Annotated in this window: 24 protein-coding genes; 16 read left to right on the top strand and 8 right to left on the bottom strand. The window is 36.1% G+C overall.

The window, feature by feature from the left end:
- Positions 1–481: 481 nt before the first annotated feature.
- Entirely contained in the window at positions 482–2,161 is a 1,680-nt protein-coding gene (locus H7K77_RS00980; protein WP_186575847.1) for a glycoside hydrolase family 13 protein, read from the bottom strand.
- Between the two features lie 15 nt (positions 2,162–2,176).
- Positions 2,177–3,928: a glycoside hydrolase family 13 protein gene (locus tag H7K77_RS00975; protein ID WP_186575846.1), complete on the bottom strand. Its 1,752-nt coding sequence runs from the start codon at positions 3,926–3,928 to the stop codon at positions 2,177–2,179.
- 320 nt (positions 3,929–4,248) lie between these two features.
- Between H7K77_RS00975 and H7K77_RS00970 the strand changes: the two genes are divergently transcribed.
- The 4 genes from H7K77_RS00970 to H7K77_RS00955 all read left to right on the top strand — a co-directional run bounded on the left by H7K77_RS00970 (position 4,249) and on the right by H7K77_RS00955 (position 9,258).
- Complete coding sequence (locus tag H7K77_RS00970) at positions 4,249–5,550, top strand: extracellular solute-binding protein (protein WP_186575845.1); 1,302 nt, start codon at positions 4,249–4,251, stop codon at positions 5,548–5,550.
- A gap of 220 nt (positions 5,551–5,770) precedes the next feature.
- Positions 5,771–7,009 (top strand): carbohydrate ABC transporter permease, encoded by a 1,239-nt coding sequence (locus H7K77_RS00965; RefSeq protein ID WP_186575849.1) that lies wholly within the window; start codon positions 5,771–5,773, stop codon positions 7,007–7,009.
- A 5-nt stretch (positions 7,010–7,014) separates the two neighbouring features.
- Entirely contained in the window at positions 7,015–7,857 is an 843-nt protein-coding gene (locus tag H7K77_RS00960; RefSeq protein ID WP_186575848.1) for a sugar ABC transporter permease, read from the top strand.
- 378 nt (positions 7,858–8,235) lie between these two features.
- Positions 8,236–9,258, top strand: a complete 1,023-nt coding sequence (locus tag H7K77_RS00955; RefSeq protein WP_186575844.1) for a LacI family DNA-binding transcriptional regulator — start codon at positions 8,236–8,238, stop codon at positions 9,256–9,258.
- A gap of 228 nt (positions 9,259–9,486) precedes the next feature.
- Here H7K77_RS00955 and zwf read toward each other — a convergent pair whose 3' ends face one another.
- Complete coding sequence (zwf, locus tag H7K77_RS00950) at positions 9,487–10,977, bottom strand: glucose-6-phosphate dehydrogenase (protein ID WP_186575843.1); 1,491 nt, start codon at positions 10,975–10,977, stop codon at positions 9,487–9,489.
- Between the two features lie 273 nt (positions 10,978–11,250).
- Between zwf and H7K77_RS00945 the strand changes: the two genes are divergently transcribed.
- The gene (locus H7K77_RS00945) at positions 11,251–12,018 is read left to right on the top strand and encodes a TIGR01457 family HAD-type hydrolase (protein ID WP_186575842.1); all 768 of its coding nucleotides are present in this window, start codon (positions 11,251–11,253) and stop codon (positions 12,016–12,018) included.
- A gap of 49 nt (positions 12,019–12,067) precedes the next feature.
- Here H7K77_RS00945 and H7K77_RS00940 read toward each other — a convergent pair whose 3' ends face one another.
- Positions 12,068–12,211, bottom strand: coding sequence for an anti-repressor SinI family protein (locus H7K77_RS00940; RefSeq protein WP_186575841.1), 144 nt, complete (start codon positions 12,209–12,211; stop codon positions 12,068–12,070).
- A gap of 11 nt (positions 12,212–12,222) precedes the next feature.
- Positions 12,223–12,597, bottom strand: coding sequence for a helix-turn-helix domain-containing protein (locus H7K77_RS00935; RefSeq protein WP_186575840.1), 375 nt, complete (start codon positions 12,595–12,597; stop codon positions 12,223–12,225).
- Positions 12,598–12,885: 288 nt separating this feature from the next.
- On the opposite strand from H7K77_RS00935, the gene H7K77_RS00930 reads away from it, so the two are divergent.
- On the top strand, positions 12,886–13,392 hold the full coding sequence (locus tag H7K77_RS00930) for a GNAT family N-acetyltransferase (RefSeq protein WP_186575839.1): 507 nt from the start codon (positions 12,886–12,888) through the stop codon (positions 13,390–13,392).
- 24 nt (positions 13,393–13,416) lie between these two features.
- On the opposite strand, the gene H7K77_RS00925 is transcribed toward H7K77_RS00930, so the two are convergent.
- The gene (locus H7K77_RS00925) at positions 13,417–13,653 is read right to left on the bottom strand and encodes a DUF2164 family protein (protein WP_186575838.1); all 237 of its coding nucleotides are present in this window, start codon (positions 13,651–13,653) and stop codon (positions 13,417–13,419) included.
- 82 nt (positions 13,654–13,735) lie between these two features.
- Here H7K77_RS00925 and H7K77_RS00920 point away from each other — a divergent pair, with 82 nt between their 5' ends.
- Positions 13,736–13,957 (top strand): YdbC family protein, encoded by a 222-nt coding sequence (locus H7K77_RS00920; RefSeq protein WP_186575837.1) that lies wholly within the window; start codon positions 13,736–13,738, stop codon positions 13,955–13,957.
- A gap of 133 nt (positions 13,958–14,090) precedes the next feature.
- Here H7K77_RS00920 and mreBH read toward each other — a convergent pair whose 3' ends face one another.
- Positions 14,091–15,098 carry a rod-share determining protein MreBH gene (mreBH, locus tag H7K77_RS00915; RefSeq protein ID WP_186575836.1) on the bottom strand — a complete coding sequence of 336 codons (1,008 nt, stop codon included), beginning with the start codon at positions 15,096–15,098 and terminating at the stop codon, positions 14,091–14,093.
- Between the two features lie 156 nt (positions 15,099–15,254).
- The gene (locus tag H7K77_RS00910; protein WP_186575835.1) at positions 15,255–15,386 is read right to left on the bottom strand and encodes a YflJ family protein; all 132 of its coding nucleotides are present in this window, start codon (positions 15,384–15,386) and stop codon (positions 15,255–15,257) included.
- Positions 15,387–15,559: 173 nt separating this feature from the next.
- Between H7K77_RS00910 and H7K77_RS00905 the strand changes: the two genes are divergently transcribed.
- From H7K77_RS00905 to H7K77_RS00865, 9 genes are all read left to right on the top strand, one after another.
- Positions 15,560–16,213, top strand: coding sequence for an MOSC domain-containing protein (locus H7K77_RS00905; protein ID WP_186575834.1), 654 nt, complete (start codon positions 15,560–15,562; stop codon positions 16,211–16,213).
- 29 nt (positions 16,214–16,242) lie between these two features.
- Positions 16,243–16,599: a DnaJ family domain-containing protein gene (locus tag H7K77_RS00900; protein WP_235988791.1), complete on the top strand. Its 357-nt coding sequence runs from the start codon at positions 16,243–16,245 to the stop codon at positions 16,597–16,599.
- A gap of 98 nt (positions 16,600–16,697) precedes the next feature.
- Positions 16,698–17,426, top strand: a complete 729-nt coding sequence (locus H7K77_RS00895; RefSeq protein WP_186575832.1) for a lysophospholipid acyltransferase family protein — start codon at positions 16,698–16,700, stop codon at positions 17,424–17,426.
- 32 nt (positions 17,427–17,458) lie between these two features.
- Complete coding sequence (locus tag H7K77_RS00890) at positions 17,459–18,127, top strand: SOS response-associated peptidase (protein WP_186575831.1); 669 nt, start codon at positions 17,459–17,461, stop codon at positions 18,125–18,127.
- A 25-nt stretch (positions 18,128–18,152) separates the two neighbouring features.
- Positions 18,153–19,652, top strand: coding sequence for a diguanylate cyclase domain-containing protein (locus H7K77_RS00885; RefSeq protein ID WP_186575830.1), 1,500 nt, complete (start codon positions 18,153–18,155; stop codon positions 19,650–19,652).
- A 107-nt stretch (positions 19,653–19,759) separates the two neighbouring features.
- Positions 19,760–20,302 (top strand): RNA polymerase sigma factor, encoded by a 543-nt coding sequence (locus H7K77_RS00880; RefSeq protein WP_328700985.1) that lies wholly within the window; start codon positions 19,760–19,762, stop codon positions 20,300–20,302.
- Positions 20,302–20,739 (top strand): hypothetical protein, encoded by a 438-nt coding sequence (locus H7K77_RS00875; RefSeq protein WP_186575828.1) that lies wholly within the window; start codon positions 20,302–20,304, stop codon positions 20,737–20,739. The genes H7K77_RS00880 and H7K77_RS00875 overlap by 1 nt, the downstream gene beginning before the upstream one ends.
- Complete coding sequence (locus H7K77_RS00870) at positions 20,736–21,842, top strand: hypothetical protein (RefSeq protein WP_186575827.1); 1,107 nt, start codon at positions 20,736–20,738, stop codon at positions 21,840–21,842. Before H7K77_RS00875 ends, H7K77_RS00870 begins: the two co-directional genes overlap by 4 nt.
- Positions 21,839–22,708: a hypothetical protein gene (locus H7K77_RS00865; protein WP_186575826.1), complete on the top strand. Its 870-nt coding sequence runs from the start codon at positions 21,839–21,841 to the stop codon at positions 22,706–22,708. The genes H7K77_RS00870 and H7K77_RS00865 overlap by 4 nt, the downstream gene beginning before the upstream one ends.
- The last annotated feature ends 237 nt before the right edge of the window (positions 22,709–22,945 follow it).

Genomic DNA, 22,945 nt, shown 5'->3' with positions numbered 1-22,945 from the left:
GAGGCCGTGCCCACGGAAAGCGGAGTATTCTGCCGGAACGAGTTCAAGCAGTTTCCAAAGGTTTTATAGAAGTTATTACGTATTTTATCTCAACTGCGTCATACTGAAAGCAACATAGTTTGTGTTATTTTTAAACCAACTATATCATTTACTCGGTGTTTATCCTAAATATAACAAAGACTCTTTACAGAAACAGGAAATTGTTATATAATGATATTTCATTCGTCAAACATGCTGACAAATAAATGCTGGCAATCTGCCATAGTTTTTAATAGAAAGACTTATTCACACTGGATCGACTTCGGAGTCGTAAGGATGTAAGAGAGGTAGGGCTTACATCGTTTAGGTTTAAAATTCCAGGTGGAAATATTACCGCGGTTATTTAAAAAATATAGACGTTAGATGCTGTCCACGTCTATCATAAAGAAACAAAAATGAAGCCAGGAAAACTTAGTTTTCCTGGCTTTTCCTAATTTAGGACCTATTTTGATAAATGGTAAACTCTTGACTCATATGGTTTGAGCGTGAAGTCTTCTAGTTGATCTGTTGCTTGGTAATTACTAATTAATAACTTACTTGATGAATAGTCTTTGCAACTAGAAGGAATTGTAAAATTGATATCTTTATCAGTGAAATTACTGATAACTATTAGTTTCTCCTCGTTTAATGTTCTTGTATAAGCAAATATCTCAGCGCTTTCTTTTAGCAATAACTCATATTTCCCATACACAATAATATCGTGCTTTTTTCTTAGTGCTATAAGCTGTTTATAATAATGAAAAATAGATTTTGGATTCTCGATGGCTGCTTTTGCATTAATTGTTTTATAGTTTGGATTTACTCGCAGCCATGGTGTGCCACCCGTAAAGCCAGCGTGTTCTGAACTATCCCATTGCATGGGTGTTCGAGCGTTATCCCTTGATTTACTGTGCAGTGCGTTCATTATTTTTTCCTCAGACCAACCATTGGCTATTTTCTCTTGATACATATTTAACGTTTCAATATCACGATACTCATCTATGGAGTTAAAATTAACATTCGTCATACCAATCTCTTCTCCTTGATAGATGTATGGAGTACCTTTCATCATATGAAGGGTAGTAGCTAACATTTTGGCGGATAGCTCCCTATACTTCTGGTCATTCCCAAATCGTGATACGACACGAGGTTGGTCATGATTGTTCCAATATAGGCTATTCCAACCATCTTCTTCAAGCTCTTCTTGCCATTTCGATAATATGTCTTTTAACGTAACAAGAGACCATGGTTGAACATTCCATTTTCCGCCAGGGCCAGCATCAATATCCATATGTTCAAAATGGAAGACCATTTGCAATTCATTTCGATCTTTTCCAGTGTAAAGTACACCTTCTTCGGGTGTAGCTCCGGGCATTTCTCCAACTGTCATAATGTCATAATGTTGTAAAACTTCGTGATGCATCTCCTGTAGATAATCATGGATTTTTGGCCCGTTCATATAATAGTCTGCACCTGAAGCATACTGTTCCCCCGCAGGATTATCACCGTCTGGGAACCTTTGATCTTTAGAAATAAAGTTAATCACGTCCATGCGAAAGCCATCTACACCTTTGTCTAACCACCACTTAATCATTTTGTAAATATCGTTTCGCATATTCGAGTTTTCCCAATTGAGATCAGGCTGTTTCTTAGAAAATAAATGCAGAAAGTAGTCTTCAGTCGTTTCGTTATATTGCCAAGCAGAACCACCAAAAGCAGACTCCCAGTTATTTGGTTCCCTTCCATTTTTGGCAGGGCGCCAAATATAATAATCACGATACGGATTATCTTTAGACTTTTTTGATTCGATAAACCATGCGTGTTCATCAGATGTATGATTAATAACAAGGTCCATTAGCAGCTTCAGGTCTCGTTTGTGCATTTCCTCAATGAGTTGATCCCAATCATCTAGTGTTCCGAATTCACTCATAATAGCTTGATAATCACTAATATCATACCCGTTATCGTCATTAGGGGATTGGTAAACCGGTGATAGCCAGATGACATCTATCCCCAGTTCTTTTAAATAATCGAGCTTTTCTATGATACCTTGGATATCTCCAATCCCATCCTCATTACTATCATTAAAACTTCGTGGGTATATTTGATAAACAACACTTTCTTTCCACCATGCTTTGGTCATTTAGAAGACTCCCTTTTATAAAATCTGCAAACACTTAAATCCATAGGCTTCCAATTCCAATTGAGCTTGATCAGTAAATGTATGATTTTCTCTAGATATCAAATTGGTTACTTTCTTATTGGATAGAAAATCAGCATTAACTTGTTTCGATTCATTTGAATTGTTTAGTATAAAGATAAGCTGCTGCTCTTTTGTAGATTTTTGATAGGTTACAATACTTTCCTGATTAGTAGTAATAAAATGGAATTCTCCCTCATTACCAAAAGCAGGTACTGTTTTGCGTAAATGAATTAATTGTTTCACAAAAGCGAATAATGCTTGATCTTGTTTATCTTGGTCCCAAACCATACATTCCCGGCAACCAGGGTCTTGTCCACCAGCCATTCCAATCTCGTCACCATAATAGATACAAGGTGTTCCGATAAAGGAGAGTTGAAATAAGTATAGTAATCTAACACGGCGTTTATCCTCATTTGCTAAGGTTAGAATTCTAGGTGTATCATGACTATCTAATAAGTTAAAGGAAACTTCATTTACTGTAGCTGGATACATGTGTAAGACATTTGTAATGCTGTCTGCAAATTCTTTTGTTGTTATCTCTTGTTTGGCAAAGAAGTCAATTGCACCATTTGTAAAAGGATAATTCATCACTGCATCAAATTGATCTCCTTGTAGCCATGGCATCGAGTCATGCCAAATCTCGCCTAAGATATAGACATCGGGTTTTGCCTGTTTTACAACAGTTCTAAATTCTCTCCATAAAGAATGGTCTACCTCATTAGCTACATCCAGTCTCCAGCCGTCAATATCAAACTCTTCTATCCAATAACGAGCTACCTTTAATAAGTAGTCTTTCACTTCTGGATTAACGGTGTTTAATTTAGGCATAGCAGAAAAGAAGCCGAAAGTATCATAGTTTGGTGATGGTTCTGTTTGGACAGGGAAATCCCATAAATGGAACCAATCTTTGTACTTGGATTTCTCTTGCTTTTTCAGTACATCTTGAAAAGCATTAAAATAGTAGCCACTATGATTAAATACTGCATCCAACATGACCTTAATTCCTCTGCTATGACATTCTTTGACTAGCTTGCGGAAAGTTTCCTTATCTCCAAACTGTGGATCAATTTCCATATAATCAATCGTGTCGTATTTATGGTTAGAATAAGCTTTGAATATGGGGGTAAAATAGATACCAGTAATCCCTAAATCTTCTAAGTAGTCAAGATGGTCCAAGACACCTTGGAAGTCTCCGCCAAAAAAGTTAGTGGGTGTTGGTGCAGTGCTTCCCCAAGGAAGGGTTCCTTCTGGATCAGTTTTGGTATCACCATTACCAAATCTTTCAGGGAAAATCTGATACCAGACCGTGTCCTTTACCCACTCTGGAGCAGTGAAGATATCAACTTCATGCAAATATGGAAAGTTGAAATAGTAACCAACATCGCTAGGTTTTTCATTATAAAAACCTCTCTCGGTATAGAATGCTATTTCTTCACTAGACGTACATTGAAAACCATATCTCATTCTGCGATAGGTTGGTTTAATAGAGACGAACCAGTAATCATGGATCTCTGTGGAACCAGATTTTTTCATTTCTAAAGTTTGATTAGTCCATCTTCCTTCTTCCCAAGCGTAGGGATCGCCATAAATTAAATCAACAGATTGAAGGTCATTTTTCGCAGTTTGAAGAACGATATGAAGTGTTTCCTTGTCATAAGCATAGGCGAAATTGTTTTTCGGACGATGGTAAATTGCTGCTTTATTCAACTTGAGTTCCTCCTTCTTTGTACAAACGATTGCACAACGTTAGACATTTTTAGATATGTTATATGTGTGATCACAGGATGCTTTTCCTGTTTAATCTATTCTTACTATATAGAAGTAAAGTAATTATAACAAATTTACCAGTATACTGTAAGCGTTACCTATGTTAATTATATAACAAATTAATAAAAATAATATTTTATAATTTTAAGGTTGTCAAACTCATTTAAGGTATGTATAATGAGAAACAAGATATGCGCAATCGTTTTCACAAATATGATTGTCTATCCGAAACTTATATAAAATATTGGGAGGTTAATTACATGAAGAAGTGGTTAGGAACATTACTTAGCTTAATCCTTATTATTGGGATACTAGCAGCATGTGGACCTGAAGAATCAAACACAGAAAAAGATTCTGAAGGAAAAAACGAAGAAACAAATGAAGGTGGATCTGAAGAAGCAGCGATGCCTGAAAAACCAGAAAAGTTAACAATTTGGGTTAACGCAGAAGAAAAACAAGAACAAGCTGTAAAACAAATTACAGACAAATATACGGAAGAAACTGGCATTGAAGTGGAAGCGATTCCAATTAACATGCTTGATCAGATTGAAAAATTAGACGTTGAAGGTCCTGCTGGAAATGGTCCTGATATCATCTTCCAACCGCACGATCGTATCGGTGATTTAGTACTACGTGGATTGGTTGATCCGGTAAACCTAGGTGAAAAGAAATCTGAGTATACGGAAACTGCAGTAAATGCGGTAACATATGACGGTGATGTTTGGGGTTACCCGGCAGTAACAGAAACATATGCATTATTCTATAATAAAGCACTAGTTGATGAGGCTCCTGCTACAATGGACGACTTAATGACAATTGCTGAAGAAAAAACAGTTCCTGGTGAAGATAAATATGGTTTCTTAATGGAAGCTGCTAACTTCTATTTCACATACCCATTCTTCTCTGGTAATGGTGCGTATGTGTTTGCAAATGAAAATGGTAATTACGATATCAATGATATTGGTTTAAATAATGAAGGTGCTGTAAAAGGTGGGAAATTAATCCAATCATGGTATGAAAACGGATATATCCCACAAGACCTAACACCAGATATTATGAATGGTTTATTTAAAGAAGGTAAAGTGGCTGCAGTTATTAATGGCCCATGGATGGTTAGAGAGTATTCTGATGCAATTGGAGAAGACTTGGTAGCCGCTCCACTTCCAGTACTTGATAACGGTGAACATCCAAAATCATTTGTTGGTGTAAAATCATACATGCTTTCTTACTACTCTGAGAATAAAGAGTGGGCGCAAGATCTTATGGCATTTATGACTAATACAGAAAATGCAATGACTTATTACGAAGTTGCAGGGGAAATGCCTGCACGTGTAGATTCAATTGACGATCCTTTAATTGCAGAAGACCCAATTTACTCTGCATTTGCTGAGCAAGCAACATACGGTGAAGCAATGCCAGCAGTACCGGCTATGCAACAAGTTTGGGACCCAATTAACAATGCGCTTTCATTCATCTCTAAAGGAGAACCTGTTGAAGATGTATTAAATGAAGCTGTACAAACAATTAAAGATAATATTGCGGCATCAGGAGCGACTGAGTAACGAAATATCTAAATGGTATATGGGAAGGTTCATTCTTTCCATATATCATTTTTATCTAATAAGTGATAGATAGCAATTATTTTGAAAAATAAACACCAATAATAAGTAAAGATAAACTAGGGAATCGCTCTGGCGTTAACTTAGTTTTTTTTAGGAGGGGACAATCGTGGCTACAAATAGTGAAAGTAGATTTGATTTAAAACAGCCTCGAAATATAGCGATGTTACTGTCCATTGTTCCAGGTTTAGGGCAATTGTACAATCGACGCTTTTTCAAAGGGATACTGATCTTTATAATTGCCGCATCATTCCTTGTGACCACTTGGAATTATATTGATATCGGTATCTGGGGCTTATTTACTCTTGGTACAGTACCTAGAGAACATCACTCAATTCAATTACTAATTCAAGGCTTAATTTCCATCATTGTTCTGCTGTTTGGGATCTCTTTTTATATTTATAATCTCTTAGATGCAAGAAGTGACGCTAAAGCTAGGGAAGTGGGAAGACCAAAACCTACCTTTTTGAAGGCGGCTGGTGACTTTTATGATAAAGGTTTCCCATACTTCATGGTAATACCAGGATTGATCATGCTTTTATTTATTGTAGTTGTACCATTAGCCTTTATGATCGGTTTAGCGTTTACAGACTATAATCAATATAATGCGCCACCTAGAAATCTTCTAAACTGGGTTGGATTTGATAACTTTGTGAGTCTGGTAAATGTAGATATTTGGAAAGACACTTTCTTAAGTGTGTTCACTTGGACTGTTGTTTGGACGGTAGTAGCAACTACTTTACAAATTGTTCTTGGTTTATTCTTGGCATTACTCGTAAATGACAAACGTATTAAGTTTAAGAGAACGATCCGTACTGTACTTATTTTACCTTGGGCAGTACCTGCGTTTGTTTCTATCTTGATATTTTCAGCCTTGTTTAACCCGACTTTTGGTGCTATAAACCGTGATATCTTGAGTCAATTCAATTTAATGATTCCGTGGTTGACAGATCCGTTTTGGGCTAAAATTGCACTAATTATGATCCAAACCTGGTTAGGCTTCCCGTTTGTGTTTGCGCTTTTTACAGGGGTTCTTCAAAGTGTACCTTCCGATATGTATGAAGCTGCGGATGTTGATGGAGGATCAAGATGGCAAAAGTTCCGCTTTATTACCTTACCGCACGTTTTGTTTGCAACTGCCCCGTTATTGATTATGCAATATGCTCAAAACTTCAATAACTTTAACATTATCTATCTATTTAATGAAGGTAATCCAGCAGTTCGTGGTCAAAACGCTGGTGGTACTGATATTCTTATTTCATGGGTATACAAGTTAACCTTTGAAACGAATAACTATAATATGGCAGCAGCCATCACCATCATCATGGGAATTATTATATCTGCTTTTGCATTTTTCCAATTCAGAAAAACAGCATCATTCAAAGAGGAGGGGCGTTACTAATGGCTATGAAAGCAAAGACAAAATCAAAAATAGAAGTAACGTTCATATATTTGTTCTTTTTAGTAATGTTTATTGTAATCGGATATCCATTAGTTTGGACTATTGCCATGAGTTTAAATCCAGGCTCAAACATGCTCGTGACGCAGTTAATTCCAGAAAATCCAACCTTAGAGCATTACAAGTGGTTGTTTACTGATCCAAATAGTGATTATGTTACATGGTATAAAAATAGTCTAGGGGTTGCTATTGCTAACGCATTAGGATCAGTAGTGCTAACATCATTTGTTGCCTACGCCTTTTCTAGATACAAATTCGTAGGTAGAAAATACGGTTTATACATGTTTTTGTTACTACAAATGTTTCCGGTACTAATGGGAATGGTTGCCTTATACATCCTTCTAACTACAGTAGGTTTAAGTGATTCCCTAATTGGCCTAACCATTATTTATTTAGGTGGACAAATACCATTTAATGCGTGGTTAGTAAAAGGTTATTTTGATACCATTCCAAAAGAGCTAGATGAAGCTGCTAAAATTGATGGAGCAGGGCATTTACGAATTTTCTGGACAATCATGCTTCCACTAGCGAAACCAATTCTGGCGGTTGTTGCATTATTCAACTTTATGGCACCCTTTATGGACTTTTTATTACCAAGAATCGTGTTAACAAGTCCAGAAAAATACACGTTAGCATTAGGGTTATATAACTTTATTAATGACCAATTCTCTACTAATTTTACTGTATTCGCAGCTGGTGCAATTCTAATTGCTTTGCCAATTGCATTAGTTTTCTTGATATTACAAAGATATCTAATTGGTGGTTTAACTGCTGGTGCGACAAAAGGATAAGTAGAAATGAGGTGTGAAAAAACGAGAGATGAGATTAAAGTATTTATTAATGCCGATACTTCTTGTTCTCTCGTTTCTACTTCAATACAGGTAGTGGAAGCAAAAGAACAGGATTGGTAAGTGAACAGATACAGTAGATTGTTTTGAAAATGGTGATACCTCTAATGTCTTTGAGGCAAATCCGAACGACCGAGTGCTTATTACGGCGGTGATAGTCTTTGTTGTGGAACTAATGGTGTATAAAAAGAAAGTCAAGCATAAGGAAGAAATTCCCTGATAAACCGATTTCATATTTATTTATAGAAACATGTAGCTTATAATGTAAATAATAGCTTGACCAGTTGAGGAAGTTATAGAACTAGTTAAAGGGTGGAAATTATGGCAGTCACAATCAAAGATGTTGCGAAAGCGGCAGGCGTTGCACCATCAACTGTTTCTAGAGTTATTGCAGATAATCCTCGCATCAGCTTAGAAACAAAAAAGAGGGTGCGAAAGTCGATGAAAGAGTTAGGTTACCATCCTAACGTTAATGCTCGGAATTTAGCGATTAGGTCTACACAGGCTATCGGAGTAGTCATGCCGTCTTCCGCTGACAAGGCATTACAAAATCCATTCTTTCCAGAGATTCTAAGAGGTATTGGCTCTTTTGCACATGAAACAGAATACTCTTTATATGTTTCAACTGGTGGTACGGAAGAAGAATTATTTGAAGAAGTTAAACGAATGGTTCAAGGTAACCGCGTCGATGGAATTATACTATTGTACTCTCGTGTTGGGGATGCGGTAATGAACTTTTTGTTGGACACGAAATTCCCGTTTGTTGTTGTTGGTAAACCATATGATCAAGAAAATGAAATCACTTATGTTGATAACGACAACTTTAAGGCAAGTAAAGAACTGACGAACCACTTAATTGAGCTTGGGCACCAACATATTGCCTTCATCGGTGGTTCTACAGATTTGGTAGTGACCGTAGATCGATTACAAGGTTATGAATCAGCTATTAAGGAATCTGGATTTCCTAGCCCAGAGGAGTATAAGGTACAGGCTGAGTTCTTAAAGTCAGGTGGACGGAAGGCTGTGGAACGGCTATTCTCATTAGAGGCGCCTCCTACCGGTCTTGTAATTGCTGATGATTTAATGAGTCTAGGTGTTATTAATATGTTAGAAGAAATGGGATTAAGCGTACCTGAGGATGTTTCGATAACAAGCTTTAATAATGTTTATTTGTCTGAAATAACACGTCCACCATTAACAACGGTAGATATTCAAATATACACACTTGGTGTGCAAGCAGCAAGGTGTTTGATTGAAAAAGCGAGAAATAAGGAAGAACCTGCAAAACGGATTATAGTTCCTTATACGATACAATACCGTCAATCTACGAAAAGAATAGATTAGCAATCCGATAAGAAACAAAGAAAAGCAGAGTGCTTCTAAGCACTCTGCTTTTCTTTGTTTCTTAGTGTTTAATAGCTTGAAACACTAAGGTTATAATTAAAGTATTCAAATACTAACTTACTATAAGTAGGACACCTGGTTGAGTTAAATGCTATATAGCGAAACCAACCAAGTGAGGTACTTTACTTATAAAAGGGTATAATAAATGAGACAGTTGCTATGATGTGATTAGTCTTCTTCAGGTGTTACAGCCCACCAGTGGAAGCCATCTTCTTGTAGCAACGCGTCAGATTCTTTCGGACCGTTTGTACCTGATTCATAGTTAGGGAATTGGTCTGCAGACTTGTTTCCCCATGCTTTAGATATGATATCTACAAATTTCCACGAAAGGGCTACTTCATCCCAATGGGTAAAGTTTGTGGAATCACCACGCATACAATCGTGTAATAATACTTCATATGCTTCCGGTGTGTTCATTTTATCATTACTATTGTTGTTATAATTTAGTTTGATAGGTGTTGATGTCGTACCATAATCACCTTTTTTAGCATTCAGATGAAGTGTAATCCCTTCGTGTGGCTGAATATGGATAACTAATAAATTTGGATGAATATTGTCACCCTTATCATAATACAAGTTCATCGGTAAATCCTTGAACTGAATGACAATTTCCGTTGATTTTTTCTTCATTCTTTTTCCTGTACGAATATAGAATGGTACGCCAGCCCATCGGAAATTATCGATTAACAATTTACCCGCTACAAATGTTTCTGTATTGGAGTTCTCATCAACTGAATTTCCTTCACGATATGCTGGTTTTTCTTCGCCTTCAACAATACCCTTATCGTATTGTCCACGAACGAAATAATTATCTACATCTTCTACTTCCATAGGCTTAACAGCGCGAAGTACTTTTACCTTTTCACTACGTATTTCATCTGGAGTTAATTTAATAGGTGGTTCCATTGCAAGTAGTGCTAGCATTTGTAACATATGGTTTTGGACCATATCACGAAGTGCACCTGATGATTCATAGTATCGTCCGCGATCTTCAACACCAAGTACCTCACTTGAAGTGATTTGGATATTAGAGATATGTTGGTTATTCCATAAAGGCTCGAAAATAGCATTTGCAAACCGGATTACTTCAATGTTTTGTACCATTTCTTTTCCTAAATAGTGATCAATGCGGTAAATTTGGTCTTCAGTGAAAGCCTCACGAATTTGATTGTTTAATACTTCAGCAGATTCGTAATTGTGACCAAATGGTTTTTCAATAACGAGTCTTGTCCAACCTTCTGTAGCTGTAAGACCTTCTGACTTAAGGTTTGCTGCAATCGTTCCAAAGAAATTTGGAGCCATTGCCAAATAGAATAATCGATTTCCCTCTGTTTGGTATTCCTCATCCAATGTCTGTAGAAATTTGTTAAGCTCCTGATAATGTGTTAAATCTTGTACGTCGAATGGATTATAATGAAAATGATTTGCAAAGCTATCTGGATCTATATTTGGATCATCAAAATGACTTATAGACTCTTTAACATTGTCTCTAAACTGATCATTTGTTAATGGTCGTCTAGCTACACCAACAACTGCGAAGTTATCGGATAGTTTTCCGTTACGATATAATCTGTAGATAGATGGATATAATTTTCTGTTAGCTAGATCTCCAGTTGCACCAAAAATCACAATAACTGCTTTAGGGGTATTCGTTGTCATTGAAATTAACTACCTTTCTATTTGTAATAGTTATCACACATTTATATGTAGTTACACTTACACTTTACGAGACAACGTGTGATAATTACGTTTTTTTAATGAGTAATCCTTATTATACAATATCATGTATATTACTGCTTATAAACTGTTTTACATTAGTGTGGAAAAAAGTTTATAATTTCACTTAAGTTTCTATTGTATTTACTATAGTACCATTTGTTTGATAAATAACAACAGAAATACATTGAATATTCTAAAAAGTAGGAGGATTTTATGAAATCTTACAGTGGTTTCTTAATTGATTTAGATGGAACTGTGTATAGGGGGACAGAGAAGATAGAAGAAGCAATCACATTTGTTAAGGAATTGGAACGTAGAAAACTGCCTTATCTATTTCTAACCAATAATTCTACGATTCATCCAAGTAAGGTGTCTGAAAAATTAACAAAGATGGGCGTCCCTTCTACTACAGAACATGTTTTTACTACTAGTATGGCTACAGCAAGTTTCATTGCCGAACAAAAGCCAGATGCGAGCGTGTACCCGATAGGTGAAGAAGGATTAACTTTGGCACTAGAAGAATGTGGATTAGCTATTGTGGAGTCAGATGCTGATTTCGTTGTTATGGGGCTCGATCGGGCTATTAATTATGAAAAACTAGCCATTGGAGCATTAAACATTAGAGCAGGTGCCCGCTTTGTAGCTACAAATGGGGATATAGCTTTACCAACTGAGAGGGGGTTCTTACCTGGGGCAGGATCTCTAATTTCTGTACTCTCAGTTACTACGGGGGTAAAGCCTAAATTTATAGGAAAGCCAGAGCCGATCATTGTAGAACAGGCGCTAGAGGTACTGGGTACACCTAAAGAAGAAACATTAATGGTTGGGGACAATTACGATACAGATATCCTTGCAGGTATTAACGCAGGGATCGACTCCTTATTAGTACATACAGGTGTCACAACTAAAGAACATCTACTAAGTAAAGAAATACAACCTACTTATGCTATTAATTCATTATCAGAGTGGTCATTTAATTAAGTATATTAGCCCCTTTAAAGCAGTTAGTTAAAGGGGTATCTACTTCAATCTAGGGAGTTTGTTCATGCTTCAGAGGGTTTATCTGTAAAAATGAACGTATTTCTTCTATTGTCATGCCCATTTCCTTTGCAATCCATATTAATTTTATCCATTCTACTTCTGTACTTTTATTAACATGATTTAACGGATACATTTATTCTCCTCCTAGGGCTTTTTAATAGAAGTTTCTTGAGCATTTTTAAACCTTATAAATTCAGTTAGCTGAACAAAATCCTCTTTACTCATCCCTTCAGATATAGCTGTTTTTAAAAGATTTTCCCAGTCATCATCAATCCTTTTTTGCTGTTGGCTCACGTGAAGAGACTCTTCCTCTGATTGGAGAGAATGATTATCTAGTAAATATTCAACGTTAGTATTTAAGGTAAGAGCAATTTTAGACAAAACTTGCAAAGACGGGTTTAGCTGAATACCCCTTTCAATGTAACTTAAATAGGACTTAGATATGTCAGCAAGTGCAGCAAGTTTTGTAACGGAGTATCCTTTCTTTTTACGTAATTTTTTAATTTTTTCACCTATCATCTTTTCTCCTCATTCTCTATGTATACTGTAAAAAAGAACTATATGTTCATTATATAGCACATCTTGTTCTTTAAAAAACACGATAAATGGCGCAAATATGAGTAAATGAGACATATGAGAAGGAAAGGATTGTTATTATTCCATATTTGGATATATTTGGTACACTATAAGACGATTTGATACTGTTGTTCTCTATTACAAACAATTTTTTACGGTAATAGTTATCTTTATGCTAAATTGTGGGATGATGGATAATCTGGTTAGTAATAATCGAGGGGGGGAAGTAAGATGACTGCAATAATCGAGACAAATAGACTTAGGTTAAGAAAAATGAATATGAGAGATAAAGAAAACCTCCTTAAAATTTTTTCAGACCCAGAAACGATGAGGTACTACCCAAACGTAAAAGATCAAGAAGAAACGATTAGATGGATAAACTGGACAATTAATAACTACCATACATTTCGAGTTGGCTTATGGATAGTTGAAGACAAACATACTGGTGAATTTCTAGGGCAGTGTGGCGTCGTTCCGCAAAAGATAGATGGGATGGTTCAAATGGAGATTGGATACTTATTTATTAGGGAAAAGTGGGGAAGCGGGTATGCAACAGAAGCAGCTAAAGCATGTCGTGACTACGGATTTGAAAAATTAAAGGTTGATCAACTCGTGTCCATTATTGACCCGGCTAATCATGCTTCTGTCCGTGTAGCGGAGAAAATAGGAATGAAGCTAGATAAAAGTATAATAAAGTGGGGGAAAGATTTAAGCTTGTACATAATAAAAGCCAGATGACAGGAAACCTAGCCAACTGACCAATTAATCTAGCTTTTTTTGGATTTCAAATATATCCTCTAATTTGTCACTAAGATAAGAATGTGCATCGTCTATACCTAGGTTGTAAAAAGTCGGAGCCAATTTATCCATGAAAAATTCTAGAATAATCGATGCTTTAATGTTTCCTATTTCTTCCTGATACTCGGTTATGTAAAACTGTTGTATCTCATAAATTAACTCTTGTTTCTTTGTAGAATGTAGATTGAAATCTTGTTTCATTATAGACGCCCCCTTTTAATGTTATAGTAAGTATAACAAATATGAACCGTAAGTATTAAAGTTGTGATGGAGGTAGAAAAATATGGCTGAATTAAAATATGAAATTGTAAAAAACATAGGAGTTATCGGTGAATCACCAAAGGGATGGAAAAAGGAAGTTAATTTGGTGAGTTGGAATGGTCGAGAACCGAAATATGATATAAGGGACTGGGCACCTGACCATGAAAAAATGGGAAAAGGTATAACACTGTCATCTGAAGAAATGGCAACGCTAAAATCCCTTTTAGACAATCAGGAATTGTAAATAAATCTCAATTTAAAGTTTTTCTTAAAGAAGAAATCTGTTAAAAAGGTTTGTAATTAAGCAAGCCTATAAATGGCTTTTGAAAAAAGTATCCTTGTTGATAGGATACTTTTTTTCACTCCTTATAAACCATTTATTTGACTGCTTTTTGTAGCTTATGGATCATTTTTAAAGATCTTCCAGTACCAATTGCTACTGATTCTAATGGGTGTGGTGCTAGGTGTACAGGAACAGAAATTTCATTTGCTAACCATTCTTGCATACCTTTAATTAATGACCCACCACCTGTAATCGTAACTCCATGGTCAACTATATCCCCGCTTAACTCGGGTGGGCAGTTTTCTAAAGTAGCATGTACGGTTTCTAAAATAGACTCTAAAGACTCTCTGATTGCCTGTTGAATTTGTGTAGACGTTACCGTAATGATTTTTGGTAAACCTGTCAATAAATCTCTTCCGCGTACATCCATAGATTCCTCTTCGTGATCAATTAATGCATAACCAATTTCCATCTTTATATTTTCAGCTGTCCGCTCACCGATAAGAATATTGAATTGTTTTCGTATATATTGTGCAATTTCCTCATCCATTTTATCTCCACCAGTTCTTACAGATCGACAAGACACAACACCACCGAAGGAAATGATCGCAACTTCACTAGTGCCACCGCCAATATCTACAATAACATTAGCTATCGGTTCTTCGACGGGTAAGTCTGCACCTATAGCAGCTGCGATTGGCTCCTCGATTAAGTGTACTTCCTTAGCACCAAAACTTTTTACGGCATTGTGGATAGCTCTTCTCTCGACAGTTGTACTTCCTGATGGTGTACATACTACAACAGTAGGTTTACGCATAGATAACCCTACTTTTTTGCTTACTTTTTTAAGGATTTCTTTCAACATTTGTGCTGTCACGTCGTAATCCGCAATAACACCATCTTTTAATGGGCGAATGGGGACAATATTTCTTGGTGTTTTACCAATCATTTCTTTCGCTTCAGCACCTACCGCAACTACTTGATTTGTTCTTATATCTATTGCGACAACAGACGGTTCATTTAATACAATTCCTTTTGCTTTAGTGTAAACGAGGATATTAGCGGTTCCTAAGTCAATTCCAATCTCTGCATTTGAAAACATTAGTGTTCCTCCATCGATGTGATTTTTCTATTTATAGCATTTCTCATTATTGCTAATAATTATGGGGGTATAAGTGGTAGTAAAAAATGGAAATTTTCCATTAAAAAAAAGCGGGATGCATTTATCCCGCTTTTTAACTAGTAAAATTAGGGTTTTTTAACCTTGTTTTTCTTCTAATAGGTTTGCAAGTACGTGTGTTTTGTACTTTTCAATCTTACGTCCTTCAATACGACGCACACCGTTTTCTTTAAGCTTTTCTACGTACCAACCTTTACTACCTATATGCATACCTATCATCCTCTCCCAAATTTATAACATGTTTCGGAGCCATTGTAACATCAAAGAAATTGTATGAAAAGGGTCCTGTTTTTAGGTGGAGGTTTTCATCTCCACTCGCTATTATATATAATATGGAGATTAGTTGTTACATAGAACAAAAATAATTTTAGGTGGTTTTGAAAATGGACTATCAAATCATTTCGCTAAATATTGGTTTGCCTAAACAATATAAAATAAATGGAAAAGAATTGACTACTGGCTTCATCAAATCAGCAGTTGATACACCAATATGGCTTTCCAAAACTGGCTTTGAGGGAGACGGGCAAGCAGATCTTAAAAATCATGGTGGAGAAGATAAAGCATTGTTAATGTATAATCATCAACACTACTCATATTGGAATAAAAAATATAATCGTGTATTTAAAATGCCCTCATTTGGAGAAAATATAACAATTATGGGATTGGGTGAGCAAGAGGTACATCTGGGAGATCGCTTTTTACTAGGTGATGCCGTTATTCAAATCTCCCAACCAAGACAACCCTGCTATAAAATTGCAGAGGTGCATCAAATTAAAGACATGCCAGCTATTGTGACAGAAACAGGATTCACTGGATATTATTTTAGAGTTATTCATGAAGGCTATGTGTCACCTGAAGATCATTTAACACTTCTTGAGCAAGATGAGCATAGGGTTAGTGTTGCATACGTTCATCAAGCCTTATTTCATGATCGAACTAATTTGTCTAAGTTTAAGAAAATATTAAAGGTTAATTCACTTGCAGAAACGTTAAGAGCATCGATACAGAAGAAAGTAGAAAAATTAGAAAGGGGATAAAAGATAAGCAGATGGATTTTATCTCTAATATGGCAGAGGAAAAAATAAAACAAGCAATTCGTGATGGTGAATTGGATAAATTGCCTGGTAAAGGAAAGCCTTTAAACCTGGAGGATATTTCAAAAGTCCCTGAGGATATGCGGATGAGTTATCATATGATGAAGAACTCTGGATATTTACCAGAAGAGGTAAAGTTAAATAAAGAGTTAGTGTCCTTAAGAGAGTTAATTGCATCATGTGAAGATAAGGACGAAAAGGAAAAGTATGAAAAAAAATTAACAGAGAAAGAAATTCATTATCGTATGCTAATCGAAAAACGGAACTTTTCAAAGACGAGTGTATTTAAACAATATCAGGGGAAAATAAATAACCTTTTTCGTAAATAAGTGTTCTATCATTTAAAATATTAAATAATTAACTATTTGTTATCGTAACAAGGCTGTATAATATAGTTGGCTATCTAACTATAGAAAGGGAGAGTCATATGAAAAGTCTGATTGTATATGGATATGCAGTCTTATTAGTGTTAAATAGTATTCCAAACCTTGTTCGAGCGAAACGTAAAGAAAAAACGAATGATAAGCATAAATATGAAGAAATATTTGAAACTCCAAAGATGGTTTCACAAAAAGTATTGGCTAAAACAGGCTCAAGCGTTACGGTAGTTGGGAATGAAAAATTACCTGAAGGACCAGTTTTATTTGTAGCTAACCATCAAGGCCTATTTGATATTTTAGTGCTTCTAGGTTACGTTGGGAAACCAATAGGGTTTATAGCGAAAGCCGAAATTAAAAAAATCCCAATTATAAGTAACTGGATGGAAATGCTACATTGCGTATTTATTAATCGTGCCAATCGCAGGGAAGCGATTCAAGTCATTAGGCAGGGGACTAGTCATTTACAAAATGGACATTCTATGGTTATTTTTCCTGAGGGTACTCGTAGCAGAAATAATCATGTTGGTGAGTTTAAGGCCGGGAGCCTACAATTAGGTATGAAAGCAAAAGTACCAATAGTTCCTGTAGCCATTAATGGTACTTATAAAATTTTGGAAGAGAATGAAGGTAGGATTAGTCCTGCATCTGTTTCGATTGAAATATGCGATCCCTTTTTGCCAGAGTATTATCAAGGGAAAAAGAGTCAAGAACTAGCGAAAGATTTACAATTAGCAGTAGAAAAAGCTTTGTTGCAACTAGATGACCAAGCATCTTAATTTACTTCTAGTTAAAAAAAGGAAGTGGTACAATGTGTGGGCGATTTACCATGGATGCAAGTGAGTTAGAAATATTAAAAGAATATGAGTTGAATGATGAGATAATAGGCTTCCAGCCAAGGTACAATATTGCTCCTGGCCAGAATGTGTTAGCCATTATTCATGATGGGAAGAAAAAAAGGGTCGGTTTTCTAAAATGGGGACTAGTACCTTCATGGGCAAAAGATACGAAAATTGGCTATAAAATGATCAATGCGCGAAGTGAGACTGCGCATGAAAAACCTAGTTTTAAGAAACTATTAGCGAAGAAGCGCTGTTTAATTGTTGCCGACAGTTTTTATGAATGGCAGAAAAGTGAAAATGGAAAGCAACCGAAACGAATTTCACTTAAAGATAGAAAACTGTTTGCCTTTGCTGGTCTGTGGGATAAATGGGAACAGGGTGAAGAACAATTATTCACCTGTACGATCTTAACGAAGTCAGCAAATAAGTTTATGGAACCAATCCATGATCGTATGCCCGTTATTCTACCTAAAAAGGAAGAAGAATACTGGATAAATCCGCAAACTCGTGATCCCGATGAAGTCGGGCAGTTCCTTAGTCACCTACCTTCTAGTGAATTATTAGACGCTTATAATGTTAGTTCGTTAGTTAATTCAGCTAAGAATGAACAAAGAGAATGCATGGAGCCTCTACTATAAGTAAACATGTTTGGAGGCAAAGAAAATGATTATTAGTTTGTTTCGTGATCTGGTTGCGAACCTAGCAATTTTCACTTCATCCATTATCCTAATAAACACAATCTTTTCCAATGCTTCACGATTAGAGAATTTCTATGCGATTGAAGCGAGAATTTTCCCTCTTAAGGACCGAATAATAATTGGTGTAGTAGAGGGAATTGTAGGATCTCTTGTGATGTTATATGGTTTTCAGATAGATAACTCGGGGGTGTTAGTAGATCTCAGGCATTTTTCCATCATGCTAAGTGCGATGTTTGGAGGTTTACCCGCTGCGCTTATAACTGGATCTATAATGGCTTTATTTAGGTACACATTTATTAATAATATAGATATTCCATCTTTATATGGTGCGATGAATGCTGTAAACATGTCAATAGGTTGTGGGTTAATCGTTACCTTTGTAAAGTCAAAGAGAAGATGGATCTATATTCTCCTTTACTGTTTAATATCTACTTCAATAATGGGCATTGTACTAATTGATGCTGTCAAAACGTTAATTGTAGTATTAGCGGTGTTCTGGTTGATAGGAATTATGGGCGCATTCTTCATTTATAGAATAGTCAACTACTTAATTAAGGCAAGTTATTCACAAGAGAAGACCAGAATTAATGAGGAGCGTCTAAGACTGATTACGGAAAATATGTCAGACGGAATAACCGTTATGGATACAACGGCTACCATCCTCTATGCATCGCCATCAACAAAATCTTTTGGTTTAGATCTATCCAAAATCAAAAGTAATAGAGACCTTATGAAAAGAATTCACCCTGAAGATATAAGGGCAGTTTGTGAATCGTTTCTGGGTGTAATTAAGACTAGAGCTGAAATGGTAACAGAATTTCGGTGGGAATACCCGGTTAATAACTGGGTGTACAAAGAAATGGTTGCTACGCCTGTTACGGAAAATGGAAAAGTCTCAAAGGTTGTGCTTGTTACAAGAGATATAACAGAACGTAAAAATATCGAACACAGATTAGCGTACTTATCCAATGTGGACGGACTAACGGGTGTGGCGAATCGGAGGTTTTTTGACCAAGCATTAACTGCCCAGCTTACGCACGCAAAACAAACCAAGACAGACTTATCCCTACTATTGTTCGATATTGATCATTTTAAACTTTTTAATGACATCTATGGGCATTTGGCTGGAGATCAAACGTTAAAAAAGATCACAGAGGCTATTGAGGAGATGATGGATCCTTCGTCTGTATTTGCTAGGTATGGTGGGGAAGAATTTGCTGTAATCCTCCCTCAAAATACTAGGAGTGCAAAAGAGTTTGCGGAAAAATTGAGGAAACGTGTTGAGCAGTTAGAAATTACTCACTTAAAGACAAAGAAAGGGATAGTGAGTATTTCAATTGGTATCGCAAGTGTACAGCATTCGATTAATATGCTCGAGAACGATTTGATCGACTTAGCTGACAAAGCACTGTATCAGGCAAAAAATAATGGTAGAAATCAAGTATCTGTACACAAGCAAAACTAACTGGCATTTGTCAGTTAGTTTATTTTTATGTTTAAATTTCAAATTAAATGTAGGGAATAGCCGTTTTTGTTTCGTCTATGTAGTGAGCAGAAGAAAGGGGGGAGAGTATCATTCTTGATGACCAATTAATTCGAAAAGTAAAGGCAGGTAATAAGCAGGCGTTGCGTGTACTGATTGAACGGTATAAAAATTACGTATTTAAAGTGACGTTTAACGTGGTACATGATGAAAAGCTAGCCGAAGATCTTGCACAAGAAACCTTTATTAAAATGATTGATGCTCTCGACTCCTATCAGTCTCAAGGATTTAAAACATGGCTAAGCAGGATAGCACTTAATAAAGCAATCGATTATAAGCGGAAAAAGCAAAGACAAAAGGAAGATCTAATCTTTTTTGAACAGGATTTCCACCTTAGTAAGGGTGAAAGTGTAGAAGAAGAATATATCGGTAAAGAGAGAGTAAAGAATGTACATAATTCTATTAAAAAGATGCCTGAAAAGTTAAGAGATACAGTAAGTTGTTATTATTTTGAGGGATTATCTTATTCAGAAATTGCAGAAAAGCTAGCGATTGAAGAAAAGACAGTGGAAATGCGCCTGTATCGAGCTAGAAAATGGATGAAGGCAAATTGGAAGGAGGAGGATTTCTAGTGGAACATTTAGCGGAAAAGATGTTAGTAAGCTATATTAACTTGGAGATAGACGCTAGACAACAAGAACTTATTGAAGATCATCTTGGCTATTGTGAACATTGTCTTGAAGCATATTTAAACCTAATGGATGCACACAGTTATGATCTTAATGTTTCAGATCATTTTGTTGATAACACTCTTAAGGAAATTGATATAAAGCACGCATTCCACATGAAAGAAAATCAGAACTCTTACCAACAACAAGCCAAAAGGACAATGACACACTATATGCTCGCAGCTGGTTTAACAATTGTCTTAATGATGACAGGAGCATTTCAGAGTTTTATTAACATCACTGATTTAAGTGATATGGAGCATAAGCCTTCCATTACGGATCAATTAATGAAACAAACTAATAACATCATGGACTATATAAAGGGGGACAATTCACAATGAGAAAATCGCCATTTACTGCATTCCTACTGGCATTTATCCCAGGAGCTGGACATTTGTATATTGGTAAAAAGATTAGAGGGCTTTTGTATCCCTTCGTATTTTTTGGTGCCCTAGGGCTAGCGTTTATAACAGATATCATGCTTTTCAGTGATGAAGTATTAATATTTTTCTTAGCAATTGCAGCACTTTCTTGGGGACTGAATATGCTTGATATTATCATTTCATTGTTTAGAAGTATGCACATACCAGATACTACACAACAATTGAATAACAAACAACCTGATTCCTTAAATTATCAACCTGTTTCAGCCGAAACACAAAATGAGCGTTTTTTCACGATCATGCTTTCCTTTATACCGGGAGTAGGTCATTTCCATTTAGGGTTAAATCAACGTGGGCTAACGTTTCTGACGGGATTTTTTGGGATAATCACAATGGTCGTATTTGTAAGTGTGACGACGAGTGATGTATTTATGATTTTTCTGTTAGCTCTTCCTATTATTTGGATATACAGCTTATTTGATGCGATCGGACAACTTAATAAAAAACAAGCAGGAGTTCCATTAGAGGATAAGACGATAATGGATGATTTGGAAAGCTTCCGTCAGGACGGAAAAAAAAGCAAAATGCTAGCTACAGTACTATCCATTTTTCCGGGGGCTGGCCATATGTATCTTGGATTACAAAAAAGAGGCCTTCAATTGATGGCGGCATTCTTACTTTCTGTCTACGTATTAGATGTTTTGCATCTATCGATCTTCCTGTTTTTAATTCCTATTATCTGGTTTTATAGTTTCTTTGATGCACTGCAGTTAGCGAGTAAATACGAGGAAGAGGAATTAGAAGATGTTCCCGTTATTAAATATCTAATCAACAATCAAAAATGGATAGGGATTGCTTTAGTTGTTCTCGGTGTTTTTTATTTACTTGACTCTGTCCTTTTACCTACCTTTGCGGAACGTTTATTAAGGTACTACCATATTGACCTCTGGTATTATTATCAGCAATATTTCCAAGTATCACTCGTTTGTTTATTGTTCATTGGAGGAGGTATTAAATTAATCGCTGGTTCTAAACGTAAAAAAGGGGATGGTAGTAAATGAGGCAATGGCGAGTAGGCTCTTTTTCAATGGGGATTTTATTAATATTTCTCGGTGTAGTTCTAGTTCTCGTACAAATGAATCAATGGGATTATGTGATGACATCATTAATTTGGGTACCTACTGTATTAATTGTGTTAGGGATAGAAATAGTTGCATATCTCATTTTATCTAAACAGGAGCATCCTGTTGTTAAATACGACATCTTTTCTATTTTCTTTATTTGTTGCTTGGGGGTTGTCTCCATCGGTATATACGTAGTCTCAACAACTGGTATCCTGAATGTAGTAGAGACAGCTGTGAGTGCAGAAGAGGTCCAAGGTACCCTGCCAGAAATAACAGAAAAGTTAGATCAAACGATTGAGAAAGTTGTGATAGAACCAGGTAATACATCTGTGACTTTAGAGGCAAACAATTCTGATGACTTAAGTATCTTTGGTGTATATACTTCCACTAAACAGCCTAAAGTAGAAATTACAAGGGAGGATGTTGTATCTATCCATCGTGTTGATAATACGCTATATGTTCAATTTCTAGATGCGCCAAACCGAGTTGGAATGGGCTATGGTTACGCAGAATACAATCCAACTATTTCTGTTCCGGGAAAGGTGGAAGTAGAGGTAAGGTCTTGGATAAATAAAGCAAATGTTTCTTTAACTAGTCTAAAAGCAAATTGGTACATAGAATCTACAGAATACAGTTTTATAAGTGATGTTAGTTCGGCGAATGTTAAACTTACTGCGAATTCTTATGAACTTAATGGAGAGCCAAATGATGAGGAAGGAAAAGATATTCTAGAGAAAAAGTATGGTAAAGGTGAAAATAATCTAACATTTGGTCATATAGATAGCTTAGTAATTAATGATTGATAAATATAAACGACAAAAAAGGCTTGCTTTTCATAGTAAGCCTTTTTTGTTACCTAATAATAGCAAGTTGCAATGGCGGAATATGTATAGAATCACCAGTAAGTAATTCTCTTATTTACTTATTTGATGGGTGCGTTCACTCCGCTTCGGCAGAATACTCCGCTTTTCGTGGGCACGGCCTCAGCCTCCTCATCAGCAAAGAACGCTTCTTCCGGGGTCTTCGGACGCGTGCTGTTC

This window comes from Aquibacillus kalidii (assembly GCF_014280935.1).
GTDB classification, from domain to species: domain Bacteria; phylum Bacillota; class Bacilli; order Bacillales; family Amphibacillaceae; genus Aquibacillus_D; species Aquibacillus_D kalidii.
This window is presented reverse-complemented; position numbering and strand designations above follow the sequence as displayed.